Annotated in this window: 18 protein-coding genes; 4 read left to right on the forward strand and 14 right to left on the reverse strand. The window is 51.5% G+C overall.

Features of this window, described 5'->3' with window-relative positions:
- Positions 1-226: 226 nt before the first annotated feature.
- Positions 227-1,723 (reverse strand): sodium:solute symporter, encoded by a 1,497-nt coding sequence (locus ACLJR2_RS19580; RefSeq protein ID WP_000628087.1) that lies wholly within the window; start codon positions 1,721-1,723, stop codon positions 227-229.
- A 328-nt stretch (positions 1,724-2,051) separates the two neighbouring features.
- Positions 2,052-2,732, reverse strand: a complete 681-nt coding sequence (locus ACLJR2_RS19585) for an N-acetylmannosamine-6-phosphate 2-epimerase (RefSeq protein ID WP_000054244.1) — start codon at positions 2,730-2,732, stop codon at positions 2,052-2,054.
- Positions 2,733-3,237: 505 nt separating this feature from the next.
- On the opposite strand from ACLJR2_RS19585, the gene ACLJR2_RS19590 reads away from it, so the two are divergent.
- From ACLJR2_RS19590 to ACLJR2_RS19605, 4 genes are all read left to right on the forward strand, one after another.
- Entirely contained in the window at positions 3,238-4,398 is a 1,161-nt protein-coding gene (locus ACLJR2_RS19590) for an N-acetylneuraminate epimerase (RefSeq protein ID WP_000525756.1), read from the forward strand.
- 45 nt (positions 4,399-4,443) lie between these two features.
- Entirely contained in the window at positions 4,444-5,136 is a 693-nt protein-coding gene (locus ACLJR2_RS19595; RefSeq protein ID WP_000700610.1) for an oligogalacturonate-specific porin KdgM family protein, read from the forward strand.
- 282 nt (positions 5,137-5,418) lie between these two features.
- Positions 5,419-6,699, forward strand: a complete 1,281-nt coding sequence (locus ACLJR2_RS19600) for an MFS transporter (protein WP_000560758.1) — start codon at positions 5,419-5,421, stop codon at positions 6,697-6,699.
- A 10-nt stretch (positions 6,700-6,709) separates the two neighbouring features.
- The gene (locus ACLJR2_RS19605) at positions 6,710-7,816 is read left to right on the forward strand and encodes a Gfo/Idh/MocA family protein (protein WP_000988584.1); all 1,107 of its coding nucleotides are present in this window, start codon (positions 6,710-6,712) and stop codon (positions 7,814-7,816) included.
- 584 nt (positions 7,817-8,400) lie between these two features.
- On the opposite strand, the gene ACLJR2_RS19610 is transcribed toward ACLJR2_RS19605, so the two are convergent.
- From ACLJR2_RS19610 to tssK, 12 genes are all read right to left on the reverse strand, one after another.
- Positions 8,401-8,859 (reverse strand): lysozyme inhibitor LprI family protein, encoded by a 459-nt coding sequence (locus tag ACLJR2_RS19610; RefSeq protein ID WP_000623374.1) that lies wholly within the window; start codon positions 8,857-8,859, stop codon positions 8,401-8,403.
- Between the two features lie 123 nt (positions 8,860-8,982).
- Complete coding sequence (locus ACLJR2_RS19615; protein WP_001244612.1) at positions 8,983-9,354, reverse strand: hypothetical protein; 372 nt, start codon at positions 9,352-9,354, stop codon at positions 8,983-8,985.
- Positions 9,355-9,362: 8 nt separating this feature from the next.
- Positions 9,363-9,803: a hypothetical protein gene (locus ACLJR2_RS19620; RefSeq protein WP_043991200.1), complete on the reverse strand. Its 441-nt coding sequence runs from the start codon at positions 9,801-9,803 to the stop codon at positions 9,363-9,365.
- A gap of 19 nt (positions 9,804-9,822) precedes the next feature.
- Positions 9,823-10,695 carry a LysM peptidoglycan-binding domain-containing protein gene (locus ACLJR2_RS19625; RefSeq protein WP_000248214.1) on the reverse strand — a complete coding sequence of 291 codons (873 nt, stop codon included), beginning with the start codon at positions 10,693-10,695 and terminating at the stop codon, positions 9,823-9,825.
- A 32-nt stretch (positions 10,696-10,727) separates the two neighbouring features.
- Positions 10,728-11,207 carry an Hcp family type VI secretion system effector gene (locus tag ACLJR2_RS19630; protein ID WP_001284962.1) on the reverse strand — a complete coding sequence of 160 codons (480 nt, stop codon included), beginning with the start codon at positions 11,205-11,207 and terminating at the stop codon, positions 10,728-10,730.
- 15 nt (positions 11,208-11,222) lie between these two features.
- On the reverse strand, positions 11,223-12,587 hold the full coding sequence (locus ACLJR2_RS19635) for a VasL domain-containing protein (RefSeq protein WP_000076071.1): 1,365 nt from the start codon (positions 12,585-12,587) through the stop codon (positions 11,223-11,225).
- Positions 12,588-12,597: 10 nt separating this feature from the next.
- Entirely contained in the window at positions 12,598-16,107 is a 3,510-nt protein-coding gene (tssM, locus tag ACLJR2_RS19640; RefSeq protein ID WP_015632881.1) for a type VI secretion system membrane subunit TssM, read from the reverse strand.
- Positions 16,108-16,125: 18 nt separating this feature from the next.
- Positions 16,126-17,538 (reverse strand): type VI secretion system protein TssA, encoded by a 1,413-nt coding sequence (gene tssA, locus ACLJR2_RS19645; protein ID WP_000365802.1) that lies wholly within the window; start codon positions 17,536-17,538, stop codon positions 16,126-16,128.
- A gap of 1 nt (position 17,539) precedes the next feature.
- Complete coding sequence (gene vasI, locus ACLJR2_RS19650; RefSeq protein WP_000089146.1) at positions 17,540-18,277, reverse strand: type VI secretion system-associated protein VasI; 738 nt, start codon at positions 18,275-18,277, stop codon at positions 17,540-17,542.
- Positions 18,274-21,009, reverse strand: coding sequence for a type VI secretion system ATPase TssH (gene tssH, locus ACLJR2_RS19655; RefSeq protein ID WP_001534608.1), 2,736 nt, complete (start codon positions 21,007-21,009; stop codon positions 18,274-18,276). Before tssH ends, vasI begins: the two co-directional genes overlap by 4 nt.
- Positions 21,010-21,021: 12 nt before the next feature.
- Complete coding sequence (gene icmH / locus ACLJR2_RS19660) at positions 21,022-21,780, reverse strand: type IVB secretion system protein IcmH/DotU (RefSeq protein WP_000343978.1); 759 nt, start codon at positions 21,778-21,780, stop codon at positions 21,022-21,024.
- Between the two features lie 4 nt (positions 21,781-21,784).
- Complete coding sequence (gene tssK, locus ACLJR2_RS19665; RefSeq protein ID WP_000246455.1) at positions 21,785-23,116, reverse strand: type VI secretion system baseplate subunit TssK; 1,332 nt, start codon at positions 23,114-23,116, stop codon at positions 21,785-21,787.

Genomic DNA, 23,116 nt, shown 5'->3' on the forward strand with positions numbered 1-23,116 from the left:
AGCCTATCAAGTCTGCGGCATGAAAAAAAGCGCGATGTAAGTAAAGGAGGGGGAATATTTACATCGCGTTGCCAACTTATGACAGAACATCACTGGAGAGTAATCTGTTTGCTCTTACGGTGTTTATAGCGCGCCATCTGACGGATGGTTTATATCTGGCCCGGTATTGTCGCCCCGCGCGTTGGCGTCACCGTGTGCTGTGTCGGTATAGCGTGGTATCATGAAATCATAATGTCACCTTTGGTTCAGGTTTTTCATCCAGCGTCAATGGCGGTGCCGGGGTAAATAACGGGGCGAAAATAACGCCGCTGATCACCACGCTTAGCGAGCCAATGACCCCATAAAAGAAGAAGTTAAGGTCAGTGGCATAGCGTGCGCCCAGCACGGTAATGACGCTGATAATAATTCCTAAAACCGCACTCCCGGCATTTGCTCGTTTAAAGAAAATGCCCAGCATGAACAGACCGGTCATTGGCCCTCCCATCAGACCTATCAGACTATTAAATGCATCCCAGATTTCTGATTCATCGGCCATGACCAGCCATACCGAGGCCGCGCTACTTATCAGGCCCGCGACCAGAATAACTAACTTAGCTATTTTCATACGGTTTTCTGGCGTTCTTTTTTTATGACTCAAACGCTGATAGATATCGGAATTAAAACAACTGGAAATGCTGTTTAAGCTGCTGGAGATACTGGACTGCGCAGCAGCGAAAATAGCGGCGATTATCAACCCTGCAATGCCGACTGGCATTTCGGTGACCACGAATAAGGGTAAAATGCCGCCAGTGTTGAATCCCGCCGGTAATAATTGTGGATGTTGCTGATAGTAGACAAACAATGCCGAGCCGATAGCAAAAAAGAAAACAGGGATCACAGCAACCAGTTTGGCATTTGTAAGTAATGTTTTCTTCGTTTCCTCTATGGAGTCAGTCACGATATAGCGTTGGACCACATCCTGACTGGCAGTAAATTGCTGAATATTGGCAAACAGAAAACCAATCATCAATACAGGTACTGTGCTTTCCGTCCAGCTCCAGTTGAACTGCGTAGCCGGAAAGAATTTATCCGCCTGCTGCGTCACCGTAAAAATTTCACCAATGCCGCCCTGGACTTTGAGACATATCACTATAAAAATCAGTATCGCGCTGCCAGAAAGTAAGAGGCCTTGAATAACATCAGTCCATATTACTCCTTCAATTCCCCCCATCCAGGTATAAATGATACACATCACGCTAATCAACAGTACCAAAATCACCGGGTCTATAGCAATGAAGGGGCGCAAGGCCAGCACGGTGAGGAAAGTGATAATAGCGATACGTCCAATATGAAACAACATAAATGACATGCTGGCGAATAGACGGCAGCGCACATCGAACCGTGCTTCGAGATATTCATAGGCTGATGTGACTTTCAATTTCCGAAAAAACGGAATATAGAAATAAAAAACCAGCGGTAAAATTGCGATAGCCAGATACTGACCAATGATAAACGTCCAGTCGGAAGTAAACGCTTTGGCAGGAATTGACATAAATGTAATTGAGCTTAACGTAGTAGCAAATACACTGACCCCAGCCGCCCAACCAGGAACCCGGCCACCACCGCGAAAATAATCGTCTGCTGTTTTTTGCCGTCTGGAAAAATAGACACCGACTAACATCATGGCCAGGAGGTAGCCAAATAATACAAGATAATTAACGATGCCGAAAGAATGTGTAATCATAGTTCTTTCCTGCTTATGGTTTTGAGTAGAGTTGCGGTCATCGTCTGTGTATTTTTATCTTCCCATCATTCAGACGATACGATATTCAGATCAAGTAATAGTTTTTGTTAATCTCAATGACGCTAATCATGAGATGTAAAAGGCAGAGCATTTATGCTCCTGATGCCAAGACGTATGTCCTGCCGGATACCTGAAATAGCAGCTATCCGATATTGTGTTCAAACAGGTTTCAGGCCTGGGTATCGTATTTGCCGATAGCATTATTAACGTCGGATCATTCTCTGAGACATAAATATCAATAGTAAGCGTGTTCATTTTCTTTTCCTGTTCAGCGTCTTACTGCGTGACTGAACCACTGACAGATATGCTCGATACGGGTGATAGCGGAACCAACGGTAACTGCCCAGGCACCATGCTCAATAGCATTGGCCGCCAGTGCAGGCGTGTTATAGCGCCCCTCGGCAATAACACGACAACCTGCATGGCTCAGTTGTGTCACCATTGCCAAATCTGGCTCAACCGGCGTGATGGGGCCGGTATAGCCAGACAGTGTTGTACCAATGAATTCGATTCCTTTCTGATGGCAACTTATGCCTTCATTCACGGTTGAACAGTCTGCCATCGCCAGTAATCCATGCAGGCGAATACGTGTCAGTAAACTATCAATATCAACCGGGCGAGAGCGGAATGAGGCATCAAAAGCGATAATATCGGCACCTGCCTGCGCCAGGGCGTCAACATCCTGTAAATAGGGAGTGATACGGACTGGCGACCCTGTAAGGTCACGTTTAATTATCCCAATAATAGGAACAGAAAGATGGGGACGAACAGTCCGCAGATTCTCAATGCCTTCAATGCGCACAGCGACCGCACCCGCCGAAGCCGCTGCCTGTGCCATTGCAGCCACAATTTCAGGTTTATCCATAGGGCTGCCTGGTACCGGTTGGCATGAGACAATCAGCCCACCGTTTTCGTGTACACTTTGTTCCAGCCTGGCTAATAGTGACATCCAGTTCCGCCTTATATATTTTGAAGTTTTGCTCCGTTTTATGTTATGTTGTGGAGTGTTGCTGCATCAAGCAAAAAGATAGAAAAATGTGAACACAGTCATAAGGTATGTTTGTTATTCAATTACTGCGCCAGCGGATTTGAGGCTATAACCTGAAGCTACAAGACAAATACAATTCACTCTGATGGCAGCATGCTGTATTTTATTAACTGCTTCCGGCATAAAGATAAAATGCTCAGAAGGAGCTTATACGCCACGGGATAGCCAGTATGAAATGCATCACATAATTCTTGTTGTATTTATTCGAATGCTATCACTAATGAGTTTGACCATAACAGGTCACCCATAATCACTTCTAACATCACCATGGTGTGCTTTTACCTCGCACATGATAACCCCATGTAATTATTTTTAGCGCTTGGTCACATTTTGTCATTATCATTGTTGAAATTGTGCACCATAAGATCACTAATGATGAAGCTTTACTCCAATTGTATTTCTTCGCATGGGGATGCAGATGAAAAATTTTAAGAAAATGATGACGCTAATGGCGCTATGTTTATCAGTCGCTATCACCACATCAGGATATGCAACGACGCTTCCTGATATACCAGAACCACTGAAAAATGGTACTGGCGCTATTGATAATAATGGCGTGATTTATGTCGGCTTAGGTACCGCAGGGACATCCTGGTATAAAATTGATCTTAAAAAGCAACATAAAGACTGGGAGCGTATAAAGTCGTTTCCTGGTGGAGCTCGTGAGCAATCCGTGTCGGTATTTTTAAATGATGAGCTTTATGTTTTTGGTGGCGTAGGGAAAAAAAACAGTGAATCACCGTTGCAGGTTTATAGCGATGTGTACAAATACTCACCGGTGAAAAATACATGGCAAAAAGTTGACACTATATCTCCAGTTGGATTAACAGGGCATACGGGAGTAAAATTAAACGAAACGATGGTACTTATTACCGGAGGGGTTAATGAGCATATCTTTGATAAGTATTTTATTGATATAGCGGCTGCGGCTGCGGATGAAAGTGAAAAAAATAAAGTCATCTATAATTATTTTAATAAACCTGCCAAAGATTATTTTTTTAATAAAATCGTATTTATCTACAATGCTAAAGAGAACACATGGAAGAATGCCGGTGAGCTGCCAGACGCGGGGACGGCAGGATCGTCATCGGTAATGGAAAATAATTTCCTGATGCTGATTAATGGTGAGCTCAAACCGGGTTTACGTACCGATGTGATTTACCGCGCCATGTGGGATAACGACAAGCTAACATGGTTGAAGAACAGCCAGTTACCGCCATCGCCTGGAGAACAACAGCAAGAAGGGTTGGCCGGAGCATTTTCGGGCTATAGTCACGGTGTCCTGCTTGTCGGTGGTGGCGCGAATTTTCCGGGAGCAAAACAAAATTATACCAATGGAAAGTTTTACTCCCACGAAGGAATAAATAAAAAATGGCGAGATGAAGTCTATGGTTTGGTTAATGGCCATTGGCAATATATGGGTAAAATGAAACAACCTCTCGGCTATGGTGTATCAGTAAGTTATGGTGATGAAGTTTTCCTTATTGGTGGTGAAAATGCTAAAGGGAAACCTGTTTCGTCTGTAACCTCCTTTACCATGCGTGATGGTAATTTATTAATAAAATAATTTTTTAAATACAAAAATAAAGTTAATTGATGAGCGGAGTATTTTATGAAAATCAACAAATATCTTCTGGGTATGGTTTCGTTTATAGCATTTTCATCATATCTACAAGCGGCAACCCTTGATTATCGGCATGAATATGCTGATAGAACCAGAATTAATAAAGACCGTATTGCTATAATTGAAAAGCTTCCTAACGGCATTGGTTTTTATGTCGATGCCAGCGTTAAATCGGGAGGAGTAGATGGTGAGCAGGATAAGCATTTAAGCGATCTCGTCGCAAACGCTATAGAACTGGGCGTAAGTTATAATTATAAAGTTACGGACAATTTTGTTTTGCAGCCTGGATTTATATTTGAAAGCGGTCCAGACACTTCAATTTATAAGCCTTATTTAAGGGGGCAATATAATTTTGATTCTGGTGTTTATATGGCTGGTCGTTACCGTTATGACTATGCAAGGAAGACAGCTAACTATAGTGATGATGAGAAAACGAATAGATTTGATACTTATATAGGTTATGTTTTTGATGAGTTGAAATTAGAATATAACTTTACCTGGATGGATAGCGATCAAATTAAATTTGATAACAAAAAAACAAACTATGAACATAATGTGGCTTTAGCCTGGAAACTGAATAAGTCATTTACACCATACGTTGAGGTCGGAAATGTAGCGGTGAGAAATAATACCGATGAGAGACAGACCCGTTATCGCGTTGGATTACAATACCACTTTTGAGAAAGGTTAAAGAGTTACTGTACTAATCTTTGCTTAGTATTCATGTCGATAATCTTATAGCCCGTGGCTACGTTACAGAACGTTAGACTTTGTCTTGAGTATTCACGTCCTTAACGTAGCTACGAATAAGGATGATAAACAATGAATATACGTCTTACATAGCTACGATCTCAGGCGGTTGTCGGAAAGTGCCGGTTGATTGTGTCTTATTCGGCAATTGATATGACTTAAAAATTAATTCCGTAAGCATTTCAGACGGTAACAGCAAATAAGGGTTTTATTGTGATAGCAAAATTCTTCCCGTGGTATAGCGAGATAACTCGTCCACAAAAAAATGCTTTATTTTCAGCATGGCTGGGTTACGTTTTTGACGGCTTCGACTTTATGCTGATTTTCTACATTATGTATCTGATCAAGGCTGACTTAGGATTGACAGATATGGAGGGCGCATTCCTTGCCACAGCGGCCTTTATTGGGCGACCATTTGGCGGGGCGCTATTTGGTCTGCTGGCAGACAAATTTGGCCGTAAGCCGTTGATGATGTGGTCGATAGTTGCCTATTCTGTAGGTACAGGGTTAAGTGGCCTGGCTTCCGGTGTAATTATGCTGACGCTTAGTCGCTTCATTGTCGGTATGGGGATGGCGGGGGAGTATGCTTGCGCTTCTACTTATGCCGTGGAAAGTTGGCCAAAGCATTTAAAATCTAAAGCGAGCGCATTTCTGGTTTCAGGTTTCGGTATTGGTAACATCATAGCAGCCTATTTTATGCCATCATTTGCCGAAGCGTATGGTTGGCGTGCTGCTTTTTTTGTCGGTTTGCTACCCGTTCTTTTAGTAATCTACATCCGGGCCAGGGCTCCTGAATCTAAAGAGTGGGAAGAAGCCAAACTCAGTGGTCCCGGAAAGCATTCACAAAGTGCCTGGTCAGTTTTCTCTTTGTCAATGAAAGGGCTATTTAATCGAGCTCAATTTCCACTGACATTATGTGTATTTATTGTTCTGTTCTCTATTTTCGGCGCAAACTGGCCGATCTTTGGTCTACTGCCTACATATTTGGCGGGAGAGGGCTTTGATACGGGCGTGGTCTCTAATTTAATGACGGCGGCGGCATTCGGCACTGTATTGGGAAATATCGTTTGGGGTCTGTGCGCAGATAGAATTGGTTTGAAGAAAACGTTCAGTATTGGTCTTCTCATGTCCTTTTTATTCATTTTCCCGTTATTCAGAATTCCGCAAGATAATTATTTACTGCTGGGCGCATGTTTATTCGGTTTAATGGCGACTAACGTAGGTGTTGGCGGGTTGGTTCCCAAATTTCTCTACGACTACTTTCCTCTTGAGGTTCGTGGTTTGGGTACCGGGCTGATTTATAATCTTGCTGCGACATCAGGCACATTCAATTCAATGGCGGCGACCTGGCTTGGAATAACAATGGGGCTAGGCGCTGCGCTAACGTTCATTGTTGCTTTCTGGACCGCAACAATTCTACTCATTATTGGCCTATCCATTCCGGATAGACTAAAAGCACGTCGTGAAAGTTTTCAATCAACAAAAGAATTTTAATAGAGGATAAATGATGACGAAATACGGTGTTGTAGGTACAGGTTATTTTGGCGCTGAACTGGCGCGATTTATGTCTAAGGTTGAAGGGGCGAAAATCACTGCGATTTACGATCCGGTAAATGCGGCTCCGATAGCGAAAGAGTTGAACTGTGCCGCCACTGCAACGATGGAGGCGCTTTGTACCCATCCTGATGTGGATTGCGTAATTATTGCTTCACCAAATTACTTACATAAAGAGCCAGTCATTGCGGCGGCTAAAGCGGGTAAACACGTGTTTTGTGAAAAACCTATCGCCTTAAATTACCAGGATTGTAAGGATATGGTTGATGCCTGCAAAGAAGCTGGTGTTACCTTTATGGCGGGTCACGTTATGAACTTTTTTCACGGGGTTCGCCACGCTAAAGCGCTCATCAAAGCTGGTGAAATTGGTGAAGTTACACAAGTTCACACTAAACGTAATGGTTTTGAAGACGTGCAGGATGAGATCTCATGGAAGAAGATTCGCGCAAAGTCAGGTGGGCATCTGTACCATCACATTCACGAGCTAGATTGTACACTGTTCATCATGGATGAAACCCCATCCCTGGTTTCAATGGCGGCGGGGAATGTTGCGCACAAAGGTGAAAAATTTGGTGATGAAGATGATGTTGTCCTAATCACCCTTGAGTTTGAAAGCGGTCGTTTCGCGACACTTCAGTGGGGATCATCGTTCCACTACCCTGAGCACTATGTATTAATTGAGGGCACGACAGGTGCAATTCTCATTGATATGCAAAACACGGCGGGTTATCTAATAAAAGCGGGCAAAAAAACACACTTTCTTGTGCATGAAAGCCAGGCGGAGGATGATGATCGTCGCAACGGTAACATATCCAGCGAGATGGATGGCGCAATCGCTTATGGTAAACCCGGTAAACGTACGCCGATGTGGCTCTCATCAATTATGAAACTGGAGATGCAGTACTTGCATGATGTGATAAACGGTCTGGAGCCAGGCGAGGAGTTTGCTAAATTGCTAACGGGAGAAGCGGCGACAAATGCCATTGCTACCGCTGATGCTGCGACGCTTTCCTCAAACGAGGGGCGCAAAGTAAAACTCACTGAAATTCTTGGCTAAAATTGAAAGCCGGATGGTGGTGTTATTGCCCGGTGGCGCTGCGCTTATGTAGACCGGATAAGGCGCCTGTGAACTGTGCCGCCATCCGGCAATGGACGGGTCATAATGCGAAAAAAAGCCCGTACATTCGTACGAGCTCTTTCTTAAATATGGCGGTGAGGGGGGAATTGACTCGCTTCGCTCGCCCTTCGGGCAGTCTCCTCGCAGGCTCGTCGTCTGTCCAGCTGGCTGCGCCGCTACTCAGCCCATCCCTGGACCTCGCCCCTTCGGGGCCAGAGCAAGCTCTGTTCAAAAACGCTCCCGGCGTTTTTGTGTCGAACCCCGGTCGGTGGTTCTCATCCCCCCTTGGTTTGGGGGATATATAAGCAAAAAGCCCGTACTTCTGTACGAGCTCTTTCTTGAATATGGCGGCGAGGGGGGGGCCATATTTACGTTCATTATCAGTTGACGAACTTCTTTTGGGATTTTAGAAGATAAATAATAATACTCGTCTGGGGTATATGTTTTTGAATATTCTGGCTCCTCGCGTGAATATGATGAGTTGCACACAAAAAGTAAAAAGCATAACAGTAAACGGGTCATGATTATTTCGTATCCTCTGTATAATTAGGAATATCAGCATGCATCAATTGTTCGGCTCTTTGTCTGTTTAGTTCAGCCATACAGAAATATATGCGAGTAAAACTCCCCACACCATTTCCCCATGATTCTGCAAACGAGCACTGAGCAAGACGATAACGAATAAACTCTTGATTAGATTTATCCAGTCTGTAGAGTGCAATCGGGATAGCATCATCCAGTGCTGCATTTTTGACTTCAGACCATTTGTTTATACGTAATCTGATATTTTCTTCGGCCTTTCTCAGCGTTATAGTGCTTTCAATGACTTCATTTCTCAGGCAGTCGACAAGTTCCGCCTCTTCTCCTGATTCACAGTTGTTCTTACTGGGATAATAAACATTATTTGCATATGTACTATGGATTGAGGAAAAGCTAAACATCAACGTGGCTAATATTATAAAAATCCGTGCAATACTAATCATTGATTTTTATTTCCTGTTGCAGAGGTAAATAATGTATATACATAAGGCAATTTTTCTGCATACTTAGAATCTCCTCCGCCATTATAACTACATCCACTAGCTCATTAAATGATAGTCGCAAAATCACTCATTACTTTCATTTTTTATTTGCGTCTTTTTATACTCGTCATATATTATGATGGTATCATCATAGACCGTTAGTCTTGCTGAATAATCTTTGTTATTCTTGTATTTGTTTTTCATCGAGAGTAATTTATTTTCAATGTTTGAGCAGTCTCTTTTAATCGAATCCTCTACAAACTGATAAGTCAATTTTTCTTGACGAACATCAAAATCCCTTATCCATCCTTCACAGGAATCAGCGGTTTCAAAAAAATCCCGTAAGTCTTGCGGCATATCATAAATAACGATATGGTTAACATTTTCTGCAAATAAATAGTTACAGTAAAAAAATGCCATAATGAAATTAATTATAATAAGGAACTTATTGCGCATAATAACCTCTATATATAATCGTTAAGCCATTTTATTTGTGAAATATTCATCTCGGTTTTACAATATAATGAAGATATTGGAACCCTATAACCGGAAAGCGATCCAATACTAAGTGATGCATAGCCGCATTGTTTTTCCCTGTAAATGATAAAATAACGATGAAGTTCGGGGAAGGTTATTCTTGCAAGGTGAATGTTAGAATCGTATGCAAGAGTCCTATCTTCATTAAGGCCTCTTTCCTTTCCTTCATTTTTATCGAATCTTTCCAGCCTTTTTTGTGCATTAATTTCTTCTTTTTTTAAAGCGATAACACTTTGCTGGTATTTATCCATAAGGCACCAATAGACGTCATCCTGTTGTATCTCATTATTGCATTTCGCAGGATCGATGTTATGCGCATTGGCTGCACCACATATAAGAAAAAGACATAGAATTTTTTTTATGTTCATTGATTATTCCTTGTAAACGTTATTTACTCTCATCTGCGACAATGAGAGCGTATGTGAATCTGATTTTATCCGCATAGGTGTGATCCCCTCTATGACCAGGTTGTGCTTTTGTTGGGTCTATATTATATTGTTTTTGAATGTTTTCAGGTGTAAATAAAAGCCATCCTGGTATATACTGTTCCAGATGCGCTTTCTTATACTTAAGTTTATCTCCGGGGTGAATGACTTTAACGCCATTCAGTTTAGTAAGAACACTCTGTGTTGTACCTATTTTCTTGGCTATGGAGCTATAACCACGATCACCCTCAACAACTTCATAGGTATCTTCATTTTCATTGTCATAAACAATTTTATCTTTTTCTGTTTCTGACATTTTTATCATTAAAAGAGCAATGCCCGCCCGGATGTTATATTCTGGATTGCTCCTTATAAGATCTGTCTTATTGATTAAATATGTGTTCCATGTTTTCGGAATTATGATGTTGTACTTTCTAGGGCGAGCAGGAATAACCACTTCTTTGATCCCCTCATCTCCTGTGTTTCCTATCTGTATTGGTCTCGTTTTCCACGCCGCTACCGTCGCACCTGTTTCAGTCCATATCATTGCCTTAATCAATTTCCAGTCCAGCGGCTTATATTTTTCGATGTTTTTAGATGTTGATAAATGCCGATTAATCTCAGATACAAGTTTCCTGATTGTATTATCATAAATATACCAGTCAGGATTGCCAATCGCTTTTTCCCGGCCAGCCTTCCACTCATCAAGAGGACTGAGTTTTTTGGGAGGGTGTCCAGACCCTTTCCCTGTTGTCCGGGTATTTACCTGGGGTCTTTCCCTCGGATTTTCTGTTGTTGGGATGCCTTTGTGTGCCGATGCTGTGCGATTTACCATGTGCAACCCTCCATTCATTTGTAAAATTTTTACTAAAACACCCTCTCATCCCATAAACTGAATGCACTGGTCCCGGCAATACAGTGTTCCCAGTTTATGGATTCATATATAAAAGAAATACTTTCCTGAGGTTGTGCTTCACTGTCAATGACTACATGCGCAATCGAGAAATTAATATCACTAATTCGGGCTTTTTTTAATTCCAGTTTGTAATATTTTTCATTAATACCAAATCGATTTGTTCGATAAAAATCAAAAGTGCAGGTCAATATTTCATTATCGTTAATTGCTTTTCCCAGTAAAGGAGATGATTTATCGACAGGTTTTTTTATCGTAACTGAATGATGATTGACATTTTGATCCCGACTTAACCCATGTGTCAGTTCATATACCATAATATGATCAAGGTGCAGTAACTGTGCTTTATTACCGATAGAGTCAAGGGAACAACAACCTGCTGAAATCAATCCTTGCTTTTCACCGTTCAGTGTTAAATAAATTAAATTGGCCATGTTAATCTCCTTGATTTAACTATTATTTTCGGGGGGGGCTTTAGTTGCCGTTTCCGGCACTACATTGTTTTTCAGCAACAGCCAGCGGCTTAACACCCCATCCAGCCGTTCATTAATTTGTTTTTCCAGCACCTCCGCATTCCGTCCCTGAGCGCGGGCATCCTGGTACTGCGTCAGCAGGGACTCCAGCGGCGTTTCCTGGTTCAGCAGGCGTTCCGCCTGCCAGGTCACCGTTTTAATATAGGAGAGGGTAAAGCCCTGCTTCTCCGTTTCCCGCTGCATCATCAGGTCAGCAAAGTCACGCAGATTCTGGCGCGCCTGCTGCCAGCCGCGCATTTGCGGGCTGCTTTGCGCGCGGGTTTTCAGGATTTCATTCCACTGCGCTGTCGCCTGCTGCTGTTGCAGACTCTCCGGCCAGCGGCTGTCTGCGGTATGCGTCATCTGCATCCCCGCCTCCAGCAGTTGCAGCGGCGAGGCGTCGGGAAGCTGTTGTAACCGTTGCCCGTAACTGTCCAGTTCAGGCGAAGCCAGCCAGAGCGTTGCCGCGCCCTGCGCCGTGTCCCTGACCTGCGCCAGTTGCTGTTGCATCGGGTACACCTGCCACCACCAGAGGACGGCAGCGACAGCCGCAGCGCAGACGACACCGGCCATAAAGCCTTTTATAGTCCGGCCTGACGTGGCCCTGGCGACAGGCTCTGTATCCTCCACCGCGCCGTGGTGGACTTCCACCTTCATTTCCGGCAACTCAGGCAGGGGCGGAAGGTTTTCCTCCGTGACGGGCTGCGTACTCTCCGGGGCGTAGATCAACGTTCTGACGGTGGTCTGCGGCGAAATGTCCACGCTGCTTTTCGGCGGCGGCTCAAGCCGCTTACGTGTGTTCTGCACAAAATAAAGCAGGTTCTCCACATGCGGCTGGCGTTTCAGTTCCACCTGCTGGAGTTTGTCGCAAATCAACTGTAACGCCCGCTCGGTGCGGTACAGTAACGGCAGGTCCGCGCCGGAGAAGGACAGCTGCTGGCGCAGAATATTACCGGTGCGCGAATTAAGCCAGTCGAGCATCCCGGTGCGGGCTGACTCATCCTGCGGCCAGAATTTGTCCCAGTCGTGGCTTATCATGGCCGCCAGCAGCTCCACCCCTTCGCAAAATCCGGCCAGGCCGTGCGTGCGGGTGCGCGCCAGGGTGTAGTAGGTGGCCGTGTGCAGATCCACGCCATGGGCTTTAAAAATGGCCAGCGCCAGCGATTCCACCAGTTTCCAGTTCAGCTCCGGCTGCGACGGGTGAGACGATTTGTTGATCTCTTCCCGCAGGGCGCTGAACTCCGGCAGGCCGCGCGGATCCTGGCCGGTAACAATAATGTGCGTGAGTGCGTCCTGACTCATTTCAGCCTCCTCAGTACAGGGTATCCGGCAGCCGGAACTGACTGAACAGCCCGCCGGTGAAGGGGTTATCTTCCGTATCGGTATGTACCCGGTACACCATCGCTCCGCCGTCCACGTTAAAGCGCACGCTGAATGTCCCCTCCTGAACGCCGGTAAGTTGCCCGGCGCCGAACAGCCTGAACTGCGCCCACGGTCCGCTGAAACTGATGCTACGCGGCGCGCCGCCACTGACGCCTATCAGCGTCAGCTTACTTTCATTGCCCTCGCGCATGTTGTTCGGCCAGACCAGATGGGCGGTGTAATTGCGGCCCTGGCTGTAGTCCACTAACTGCCCGTCCAGGTTCAGCACGCTGCGCCGTTTGTTGCCGGAAAGCGACACGGTTTCCACGGCAAACTGCGCACCCAGGCCGTTCTGTCTGCTGAAAAACGCCTCGCGGATTTCCTGTGCGGTATCCAGTTGCTCCCGGACATCCTCACGAATAATCACGTTGTTATCCCCGTCCTCCAGACTCAGATCGTTTTCCATAAACAGACGCAGGTTCTGCTGGTAGAACGTGTCCAGCACGCCATCCGGCTTAAAGAATCGCTCAAAGGCATCCAGCGACGCATCCTGTGATGAGCGCGGGTTAAACGGATAGTTGTTGGCAAGCTGTTCGTTAAACGGTTTCACCACGTTGTCACGCCAGTCAATCTCCATGTAATGGACCGCTTCCACCATCACCACGTGCCAGGCCTGATCCGCCAGCTTGCCCACCCAGCGGTTGAGCGGGGCAGGCAGGGTTTTCGCCATCTGGCGGGTGGCGAAAATAGGATCGCTGCTGTTCTGATCCAGCCGTAGCTGCACCGCTTTCAGCGCTGATTTTCCCGGCACCAGCGCGTTCTGAATAGCCAGCAGGTAACGGTGCAGCTCCGTCAGTTGCTGATAGACCGCCTGGAGAGTGTTTTCTTTGTCTTTCTGTATCGCCAGCGTGCTGTTTTCCGGGGCAAATTCATGCCCCAGGCGGGTCAGCAACTGGTAATCCGGCTCCGCCATCGCCTCCTGAAGCGCCTTGTCATCCAGTTTTTCAGAGAGAACGGCAGGCTGCGTGTTGTCGCGCAGTGCCGTCAGCGCCCGCTGGAGCGGCTGATCGCCGCTGATGATCTGCTCCAGCGCCCCGGTCAGTTGCGCAATGGATTCGTAATTGCGCACGTTAAGGTTGTCCATTCCGGCGCGCCAGGTGGCGGTGTAGTCGCTGAGATACTGTTCAGTGAGCTGGCGCTGGATTTCCGCCCGGTCGGCGTCGCTGTATTTCACGCTGCGGGTCAGGTTCAGCACCCAGGAATCCATCGCCGTCAGTTCGATCAGCGCGTCGCGCTGTTTGACAAAATAACTTTGCAGGCCGTAACGGGTGAGGAACTGCGGAACAATGAGCTTATTATCATCCCCGGAGGTAAAGACCTGATCAAACGTGGCGCCCACCTGGTCGCGCAGATTCAGGTCAGCGGGCAGCACGCCCATCGCCCGCGTTTTCAGACTCTGGTAAACGCGCTGGTAGACGGGCAGTTTGCTGAGTTCCTTCTGCGCCGCCACGACCGGACTGTCATACGGCGTCCAGCGGCTGATGGCGTCGCCGTCGCCTGCCTGACGCTCCGCGTGCCAGTCGGTGTGTTTCAGCGCGTAGTCCAGATGAGACATCAGTTGTGCCTGAATATCGCGCTGGCCGTGAAATTTATCGCTCCAGCGTTTCGCCATATACTGCTTCACCACCTCGTCGCTGCGCCCGCTTTTATCTTCCAGCATTCTGATAACGCGCAATACCGCGAGCTTCTCCTCGCTCTCCGCAGGCGCGGCATTCATCTCTTTGACCAGGCCGTTAAACAGCGCCGGAAGATAACGCTGCTCCAGCAGTTGCAGGTAGGTCTGCTCCACATACGGGCCGATACGCCTGCCCTGATACAGCCCCATATCGGCCAGGCGGCTGCGATCGCCCCAGTCGCCGTAGGCCAGCGTGGCGTCACGCACCGGGTTAAGTAACGGCAGCTGCAGGTTGCCATATTCGTCCATTCCCTGCGGCGGCGGTACGGACATAAAGGCTTTTGCCTGCTCCAGTACCGTAATGCCGGACTGCCAGTTGTCAGTGTAATAGTGATGCCAGCCGATAATCAGCAGCAGCGCGGCGATGCCGCCGGTGGCGGAAAACACGGACAACCGGCGGCGGGACTGCATCAGCCAGACGCGGCTTTCACTGGCGAGGTTCGGCTCAGCCAGTAAGGTCTGCGGAAACAGATTACGGGTGAAATACGGTAACGTGTCCACCAGCGGCCAGGCGGTCAGCGGACTGCTGCCCAGCCGGAACTGACGGGCGGCGGACTGCATAAAAATATCGTCTATCTGGCCGCGTTGCAGGGAGGAGGTGAGGTACACGCCGCGCAGCATCACATCCATATTTTCCCCGTCCAGCAGCCCGTTCAGCAGGGCGATCAGCGGCTCGCGCCCCCCCTGGATCTGGCGGACAAAGCTGAACAGAGAGCTGCGGGAGCCGGGGGCTAACATCCGCTCCGGCAGGGCGTTACTCAACCGTTCGCCCCATGCCTGCCAGAAGGCATTCAGTTCTGTACGCCAGTCGTCATTTTCATGGGCATGACGGGTAAAGGTGACGCCAAGAATGGCGTCGCGATCGTTGCGGTCCAGTGACTGAAACAGGGCGGCGAAACCGTGCAGTAGATCCAGCCGGGTCAGCACCACATAGACGGGGAGCTGGCAGTGAAGATGCTGGCGTATATCCTGCAAACGTCCGCGCAGGATCTGCAACAGGTGCTCACGGCGTGGCTTGTCGGCGGTCAGCAGATCGGGCAGATCCAGCGTCAGTATCAGACCGTTCAGCGGCTGCCGGGCGCGTTTTTGCGCCAGCCAGTCCAGCATATGGGTCCACAGGCGGCGATGCAGTATATCCGCATCCTGTTGCTCAAAGAGGAGACCGTCGGCGTCAAAAATCACCGCCTGTTTTCCCACATGCGGGATAACATACCGGCGCTGCTCCACGCCCCGCAGCGCCTCCGGGGCATAAATGATGTCGGACGGATACCCTTCGCGCAACAGCGTGGTTTTACCGCTTCCTGCCGGGCCAATGACCATATACCACGGTAGCTGCCACAGATAGCGGCGGCTGTCGAGATGGCGTTGCAGACGCAGTAACCAGTGATCGAGATAGCGTTGCTGGGTGTTCAGTTCCACGCTGAGCGGATCCTGCGCCTCGTCCCGTTGCTGGCGCTGCTGTTTTTCCAGCAGTTGCAGGCGCTTCATGACCCGGACGGTCAGCCACGCCAGCGCAATCAACCCCCAGGCGGCGGTGGCCAGCCAGCGGTTCGCCAGCGGGGCCAGCCAGCGCTGCTCGTAGAGCGTCCATGACGGACCTTTCCACCAGATCCATACCAGCAGCAAAATCCACGCCAGCGCCAGCAGCCAGGCGGCAGAAACCTTAAACCGGGGCATTGCCGATCTCAGTGTGCTGAATAATCGGGGTGTCGGTAATCTGAACACAAAAACTCCTGTTGTCTCTTACTGTTCTGCCGTGAGTTTGTTTTCCAGTTGTTCCAGCAGGGACGGCTCCCATTCAGCCAGCGTCATGCGCAGCCCTGCTTTAAACAACATCCGGTACTGTTGCTGTGCCAGTTGCGCCATCCCGGCTTCTTCTAACAGTTGCGCGCCAAGATACTGCCGGTGGAACCGATCGCGCGGATCGCCTTCCGGCAGGGTTTCCAGGTATCGCAGCGCGGCCTCCAGCCCCTGCTCGCTGAAACACTGGCGGACGGCCTCGGTGTCTTCACTGGTCCGCACCATCGGGGCTGTCTGACTGCCCGGAGACGCCGCCAGCCACTGCTTTGTCTGTTCGCTGATAAACGGCGTGCGGTCATTAAACAGCAGGGTGGCAAGTTGCGGCAGGCGGGCGAGAAAGCGAACCACCTCATCCCGGATGGCTTCTGCCGCGCTGGTGTAGCCCAGGCGTTGTGCGGTCTGCGCTGAAAGGTAATGACCGTCGAGCCAGTACGGTGCCAGCAGCAGGCTTTTTTCCACCTGTTGCCAGAGCGCCAGATCGGCGTTGTTCAGCCGCGCCTGGTAATCGGCGGTCATGTCGGCAGGCACCGCCGCCAGCGGTGTGCGCCCGTCGCTTTCGGCCTGGGGGACGGATGTAATGGCCTGCCATAACGCATGGCGGCGCAGGCGGTAGCCCTGCGGTGAATCCGGCTGGCGCTCACAGAGAATGGCGGCCACTTTCAGCAGCGTGTCGCGCCAGGCTTTGTCGTCATGGCTGTCGATATCCACCGCTGGCGCCGTCGCCGCCGCAGGCGCAGACGGGGATACCGGGGCGGACGGCGTGGCCGAAACCGGAGCCGGAGGCGTGGACGGGCCAGCCGCTGGCGGCACCGGGGCGGCTCCGCGAAATGCCCGGCGATACTGCGACGAGAGGTCATCGACGGCCTGTGCCAGCGCCGGGATATTCTGCTCCTGCCAGCGCTGCGCCAGTTTCGCCAGTTCAGCCAGCAGGCTGTCGCGCTGCGCGGTACGGGCTGTCTCTGCGAAACTCTCCACGCCGGTTTCAAAGCGTTTCAGCACCTGGGTGGCGAAACGCTGTTTATGTGCCGCATTTTGTGGTGCCGCCACCGTCCAGTAATGCTCCACGTACAGCGCCAGCAGACGCAGCGCCAGCAGCGGATCGCCGGCATGTTGCAGGGTGCGCAGCAGATGGGCCAGCAGGCGAAAATCCTTGCTTTCCGAGGCCAGAATCACCAGCCCCCGGCGCTGAATTTCCGGGATATCCAGTTGGCTGTGCGCCAGCGAGCCGAGTTTAAGCATTTCGCCGTCGATATATTCCCAGTCAGGATCATCGTCTTTCAGCGCGCAGGCCAGTTTGTCATCCGGCAGATTTTCCAGCAGGTGCGAAATCCAGGTATTCGGGTCGCGTAAGTCCATATTATTCTCCCGCCCAGTGACAGGCTTCACGCAGCGGCGTGATGGTTTTTGCCAGTCCATCAATGTTAAACGTCAGTTTTCCGGCCGCGCTGTCGGTACCGGTATCAATGGTCAGCGTTTTTGCGCCGAAAAGTTGTTTTATTTCGTCGATGCCGGATAAGCCCCGGCTGGACTCCAGCAGGGTGCCGTTTTCGCGGATAAACCAGCGCGACCGAATCTGTCGGGTATCGGCGGTCAGCGTCACGTCGATGCTGTCCGGCGTCATGGCATGGGTCAGCGCCACCTGCATCCGGGTGATATTGTCCACGCAACTGAACATCAGCACCGGGCGCGGCGGTACGTTGCCGATGGCGGGAGTGGTGATAATCACCGTTGGCCGCTCGCCGCCGCTCTGCGTCATTATCAGCGCAGTGGAGTTGTCCGGGCGCTGTTTTTCCTGGGCGAAGGCGCGTTTCCAGGCTTCCCCTTCGTATTTTGCCTTCACCAGCGCGCTGGCAAAACCGGGCTGCTCCGGGGTGAGGATTTTGTCGTAGCAGTCCAGACGCTCCAGCGCCGCAGGCTCCCGGCGACAGGCCGTCATGGCGCGGAGTGTCGCCTGTGCGTCTGTTTCCGGGACGTCCGGCACCACAATTCCCGGCAGCGCGGCAGCCGCCTGTTTGGCCGCGGTTTCCGCCTGTACTGCGCCGGGGAGTAATCCCGGCAGTAGCGCTATGATCAGGAGCATTGGCATTCTGCTCATAGAACGGCTTCGTCCTCTGTTTCCGTCACAGGCTGAGTATCCTCATCCGGCACATCCTCCACATCCGCAGTAAACGCGCCGTTTGCCACGCCCAGCGTGATACGGGCAATGGCGATATTCGCCGCCATTTTCTGCAACAGCAGCAGGGAGAGCGGCGGCAGCATCTCGCCGTCGATGACCGACTCCAGCATCCGCGCGCCGTTTTCGGCGCGGGTGACGCGCTGCATGATTTCGTCGGTCACCTCCGGCTCAATCACCACCTCCGCGCCGAAGCGGGCGCGCAGCACGTTATCCAGCCGCGCCAGCTTCCCGGCGATAATGACGGCAAGCGTTTCTTTAGATAACGGCAGGTACGGCACCACTTCCATACGCGCCAGCAGCGCCGGTTTAAAGAAGTCCGCCAGTACCGGGTACAGCGCTTCCTGCATGGCTTCCGGGTTGTCGGCATGTTCGACAATCACCTGATAGCCGAGGTTGGAGGTGAGGAAGAACACCACATTTTTGCAGTCGATAAGACGGCCTTCGCCGTCGGCCATCTCGCCCTTGTCGAACGCCTGGTAGAACAGGTTAAGCACGTCCGGGTGGGCTTTCTCCACCTCGTCGAGCAGCACCACGGAGTACGGTTTCTGACGAATCGCTTCGGTCAGCACGCCGCCCTCGCCGTAGCCGACATAGCCGGGCGGGGAACCAATCAGGCGTGAAACGGTGTGTTTCTCCTGAAACTCCGACATATTGATGGTGGTCAGGTACTGGCGACCGCCGTAGAGCAGTTCGGCCAGCTGTAGCACGGTTTCGGTTTTGCCGACGCCGCTGGGACCGGCCAGCAGGAACGCGCCGAGCGGACGTCCCGGACGGCGCAGATCGGCGCGGGCGGTGAGCAGGTGTTTATGCAGGTGCTTAATCGCCAGCGCCTGGCCTTTGATGGTGTCGCCCAGCCACTGCGGCAGGTCGGTGATGACCGACATTTCGTTTTGTGACAGGCGGTTAAGCGGCACGCCGGTCCATTCGGCAATCACGCTGGCTATCTGTTTTTTATCGACGTGCGGGGAGACCAGCAGCTGCGTGTGGTGCAGGGCGTCCAGTTCGGCGGTGAGCTGCGCGAGGCGGGCGGCTGGCGACATTTCAGGTTCCGCTTCCGGTGGCGCGGTGACGGATTCATCGTCACTGCCCACCGCCTCTGTTTCAGGCGTTGCGGTTTCATCGTTGCCGGTAGCGTCCGTTTCGTCCAGCAGCCCCTTACGCAGCGCAATAATCTCCTGCACCAGCGTCTGTTGCTGGCGCCACGCGGCCTCCAGCGCCTCCAGTTCGGTCAGCGTTTCGTCATACTGCACCAGAACCTCGTTTAGCCGTGAGGTGTCCGACCGCAGGCCGATGCGAATTTCACGCTCAAGCTGGCGGATTTCCGCTTCACACTGCTGGCGCAGGGTGGTCAGCGCCGAGATTTGTCTCGGCGGCGAGGAGAGGTTAATCGCCACGCGGGCGCAGGCGGTATCCAGCACATCAATGGCTTTATCCGGCAACTGGCGGCCTGACAGGTAGCGCTCGCTTAACGTCGCGGCGGCCTGTAACGCTTCATCGTCAATCAGCACGCCGTGGGACTGCTCATACACCGCCGACAGGCCGCGCAGAATAATGGTGGCTTCGGCAGCATTGGGTTCGCTGACTTTCACCAGTTGAAAACGGCGCGACAGGGCGGCGTCTTTCTCGAAGTATTTTTTGTATTCGCTCCAGGTGGTGGCGGCGATGGTTTTCAGTTCGCCGCGCGCCAGTGCCGGTTTGAGCAGGTTAGAGATATCCAGCCCGCCCTGCTGGTTGCCCGCGCCAATCAGCGTGTGGGCTTCGTCGATAAACAGGATGGCGGGTTTTGGCGACTGAATGACTTCCGCCATCAGCCCCTTAAAGCGCTTCTCAAACTCGCCTTTTACCGACGCGCCCGCCTGCAATGCGCCGAGATCCAGCGTCATAATATCGGTATCGCGCAGTTTGTCCGGCACCTGACCGGCAATAATGCGCAGCGCCAGCCCTTCAATCAGCGCGCTTTTGCCCACGCCCGCTTCGCCCACCACTACCGGGTTATTTTTACGGCGGCGGCAGAGGATATCGATCATCAGATCAATTTCGTTATCGCGGCACAGCACCGGATCAAGCCGCCCCTGCCGGGCATCGTCGGTCATATTTTTGGCATAGCGGGCCAGCAGGGTGTCGCCGGTATCGGCTATGGCGCTGGCGGCCTGTCCGTCCGCATTCAGGATCACCGATTCGGCGGACTCCTTCGTCCACCCGGCAAAATCCTGCCGGAGCAGGTCGCGGTTGATGGCGGTGAGCAGCCGGGCGGCGGCGGGCGGCAGGTAGCGCAACGGCGAATGCAGCAGGGCGAGCAGCAGCACGCCGCCGCGCAGTTCGGTCTGCTGCATTTCCGCAGAGGCCAGCAGCCAGGCCTCTTTCAGCCATTCAACCAGCATCGGGGAAAACGACGGGTAGCTGTCAGATGAACGGGTAGCGGCGTAATTTTCCACCGTCAGCGCCTGGCGTAAATCATCGGCGCCGATCTCCGCACGTTCGGCAATCACCCGAAAGTCGCTGCGCGGGGTCGCCAGCATCTGTAGCAGCACATGCGCGACGGTAATTTCTGCCGCCTGCTGGCTCATACACTCCGATGCCGCCGCTTCCAGCGCCTGTTTCGCGAAGGGAGCAAGCCGTTTTACCAGGGTGGCTAAGTCAATCTGGATCATGGGATGAAATCCTTACCTGGCAAGCAGCCGGTTTAACTGATGAAGAATGTCCTGCGTCTGACTGTCCAGACGCAGCAGATAAAACAGATAAAACAGCGCCAGCACGACGATGCCGCCGCACAGAACATGCCGGATGGTCAGCCGCTTAATCAGCTGATAGCGCCCGCCCTGGGTTTTTTTATCCTGGTGCAGCAGCGGAAAGGGCGCGTCGCCGCGCAGCTTATGCAGGACGTGATACAGGCGGCGGTATATCTGCTCAAATTCCCCCTGGTCCTGGACGGCGACTTTGTAACGCCCGCGAAAGCCCAGCGAAAAGCAGATATACAAAAATTCCAGCAGATCCTGGTAGCGTTTGGGTTCGCGCATCAGGCGCTCCAGCAGGATAAAAACCTTTTCACCGCCCCAGGCTTCGTTATGGAAATGCACCAGCAGCGACTGCTTGATCCACTCGTTTTTGTTCGACCAGCCATTCCCCAGCGCCGCCTCGTCAATAAAGGTACACAGGATGTAACGAAACGAGATAATCACCCCAGGCTCATAGCCCTGCTCCTGGAGTAACTGCTCCACCGCCTGCACATCCGTCACTACCTGGGTGAACAGGTGTTCAGGCATGGCATGACTGTTCATGCCCGAAACGCGCATCACCATCCCCAGCAGCGGGGTGGCGGCATCGATCATCGGGTTCAGGCTGTTGCCGCGCAGCGCCAGCTGATACTGGCGCTGGCCTTCTCTCTCGTATCCGGGTAAAGGGGGCAGTGACAGCTCATCCATCGCCTTATCCTCTTATGGCCCACAGTTGCATGTTCAGATCCGGGAACGTACCGGAAACATGCAGGGCGACAGCGCCGGTGGCCGCCACATCCGCCCAGGCGGCCCCGCTCTTGTCCAGTTCGAAATAGCTGAAACCGGCATGGTACGGAAGCTGGCGGGGGGCCACCATCAGCGTATGCAGCGGGATGCCGGGGATTTGCACGCTGACCATATTGCGGATTTTTTCCGGCGAGGAAATTTTTGACTGCTGGATAAACTGGCGCTGGAGTTGCAGCGTCTCCATTTTCGCCGCCACCGCCAGCACGAAGGTGGCCGACTGCAACAGCGTGGAGTCATGTACGTCAGCCTGCCAGATGCCATCGCGCAGATGCAGCGGCAGGTTAACCGCCCTGGGCGACAGGACGGTATGTAATGCCCGTTTCACTTCCGGCAACAGCGTTTTGAAGGTGTCCGTCAGGTTGCGGTGATCGTAGACATCCAGCGGACAGGGCAGGCGGGATGGCTCGGTAAATGTCATCAGCTCGCCCAGCAGCCCGGCCAGATCGAGATAAAAATCTTCCGGATGGAGGTGCGGCCTGCGGGCGCGGTGGGTGAACCGCGTCTGGTTACGGTTGAGCAGTTGCAGCATCATAAATTCCGCAACGTCGGCAATGCCGCTTTGCGCCGGAGAGCCAATGCGGTTAGCCAGGTCATTGGCCCGGCCGCCAACCGCTTCCTGGACTTCCCGGAGAAATTCACGCAGCCGTGCGCTGACATAAACGTTCTGGCAGGTAGGGATAAAGTTTTCATCCAGCATCAGGGAGCCGTCCGCCCGCCTGTCTTTGATACGGCACAGCGGCAACGTGACATACGCGCTCATATCGTCCGCTCCGCTCATAATGCGGGGGGTCAACTGGCCCAGCGTCAGCGTCCGGGCATCGCCATTCTCGGAATGCAGATCCCGGACACTGGCATCGTTCAGCCGGTAACGCCCAACCTGCTGCCCGTAACTGACTTCGCCTCTCACATCGCTGGCAACGGGTAAGGCCAGATAGACATTGCGGCTTTCCTCATCAGGAAAACTGTCCGGATGCAGCGGATCGGGGAGCGCATCCTGGTCCGGAAGGGAAAACACGGTGCCGTCCGGCAGGGTGCCCGACGCGCTGTCGATCATAATTTTGCCCTGTCCCAGCAGCTCATCATTGAGGGAAAGCTCGGTAAATCCCCAGGACAAATCATGAATGGCCCGGAAACGCAGATTATTCACATAATCGTTATAACGTTGTTGCTGCTGGAGATGGTGCGGACGCATCAGCGTTCCTTCCCGCCACATCACCTTGTTTCGCGTGGTTGCCAT

The sequence above is a fragment of the Salmonella sp. SAL03688 genome (assembly GCF_046551895.1).
GTDB lineage: Bacteria > Pseudomonadota > Gammaproteobacteria > Enterobacterales > Enterobacteriaceae > Salmonella > Salmonella enterica.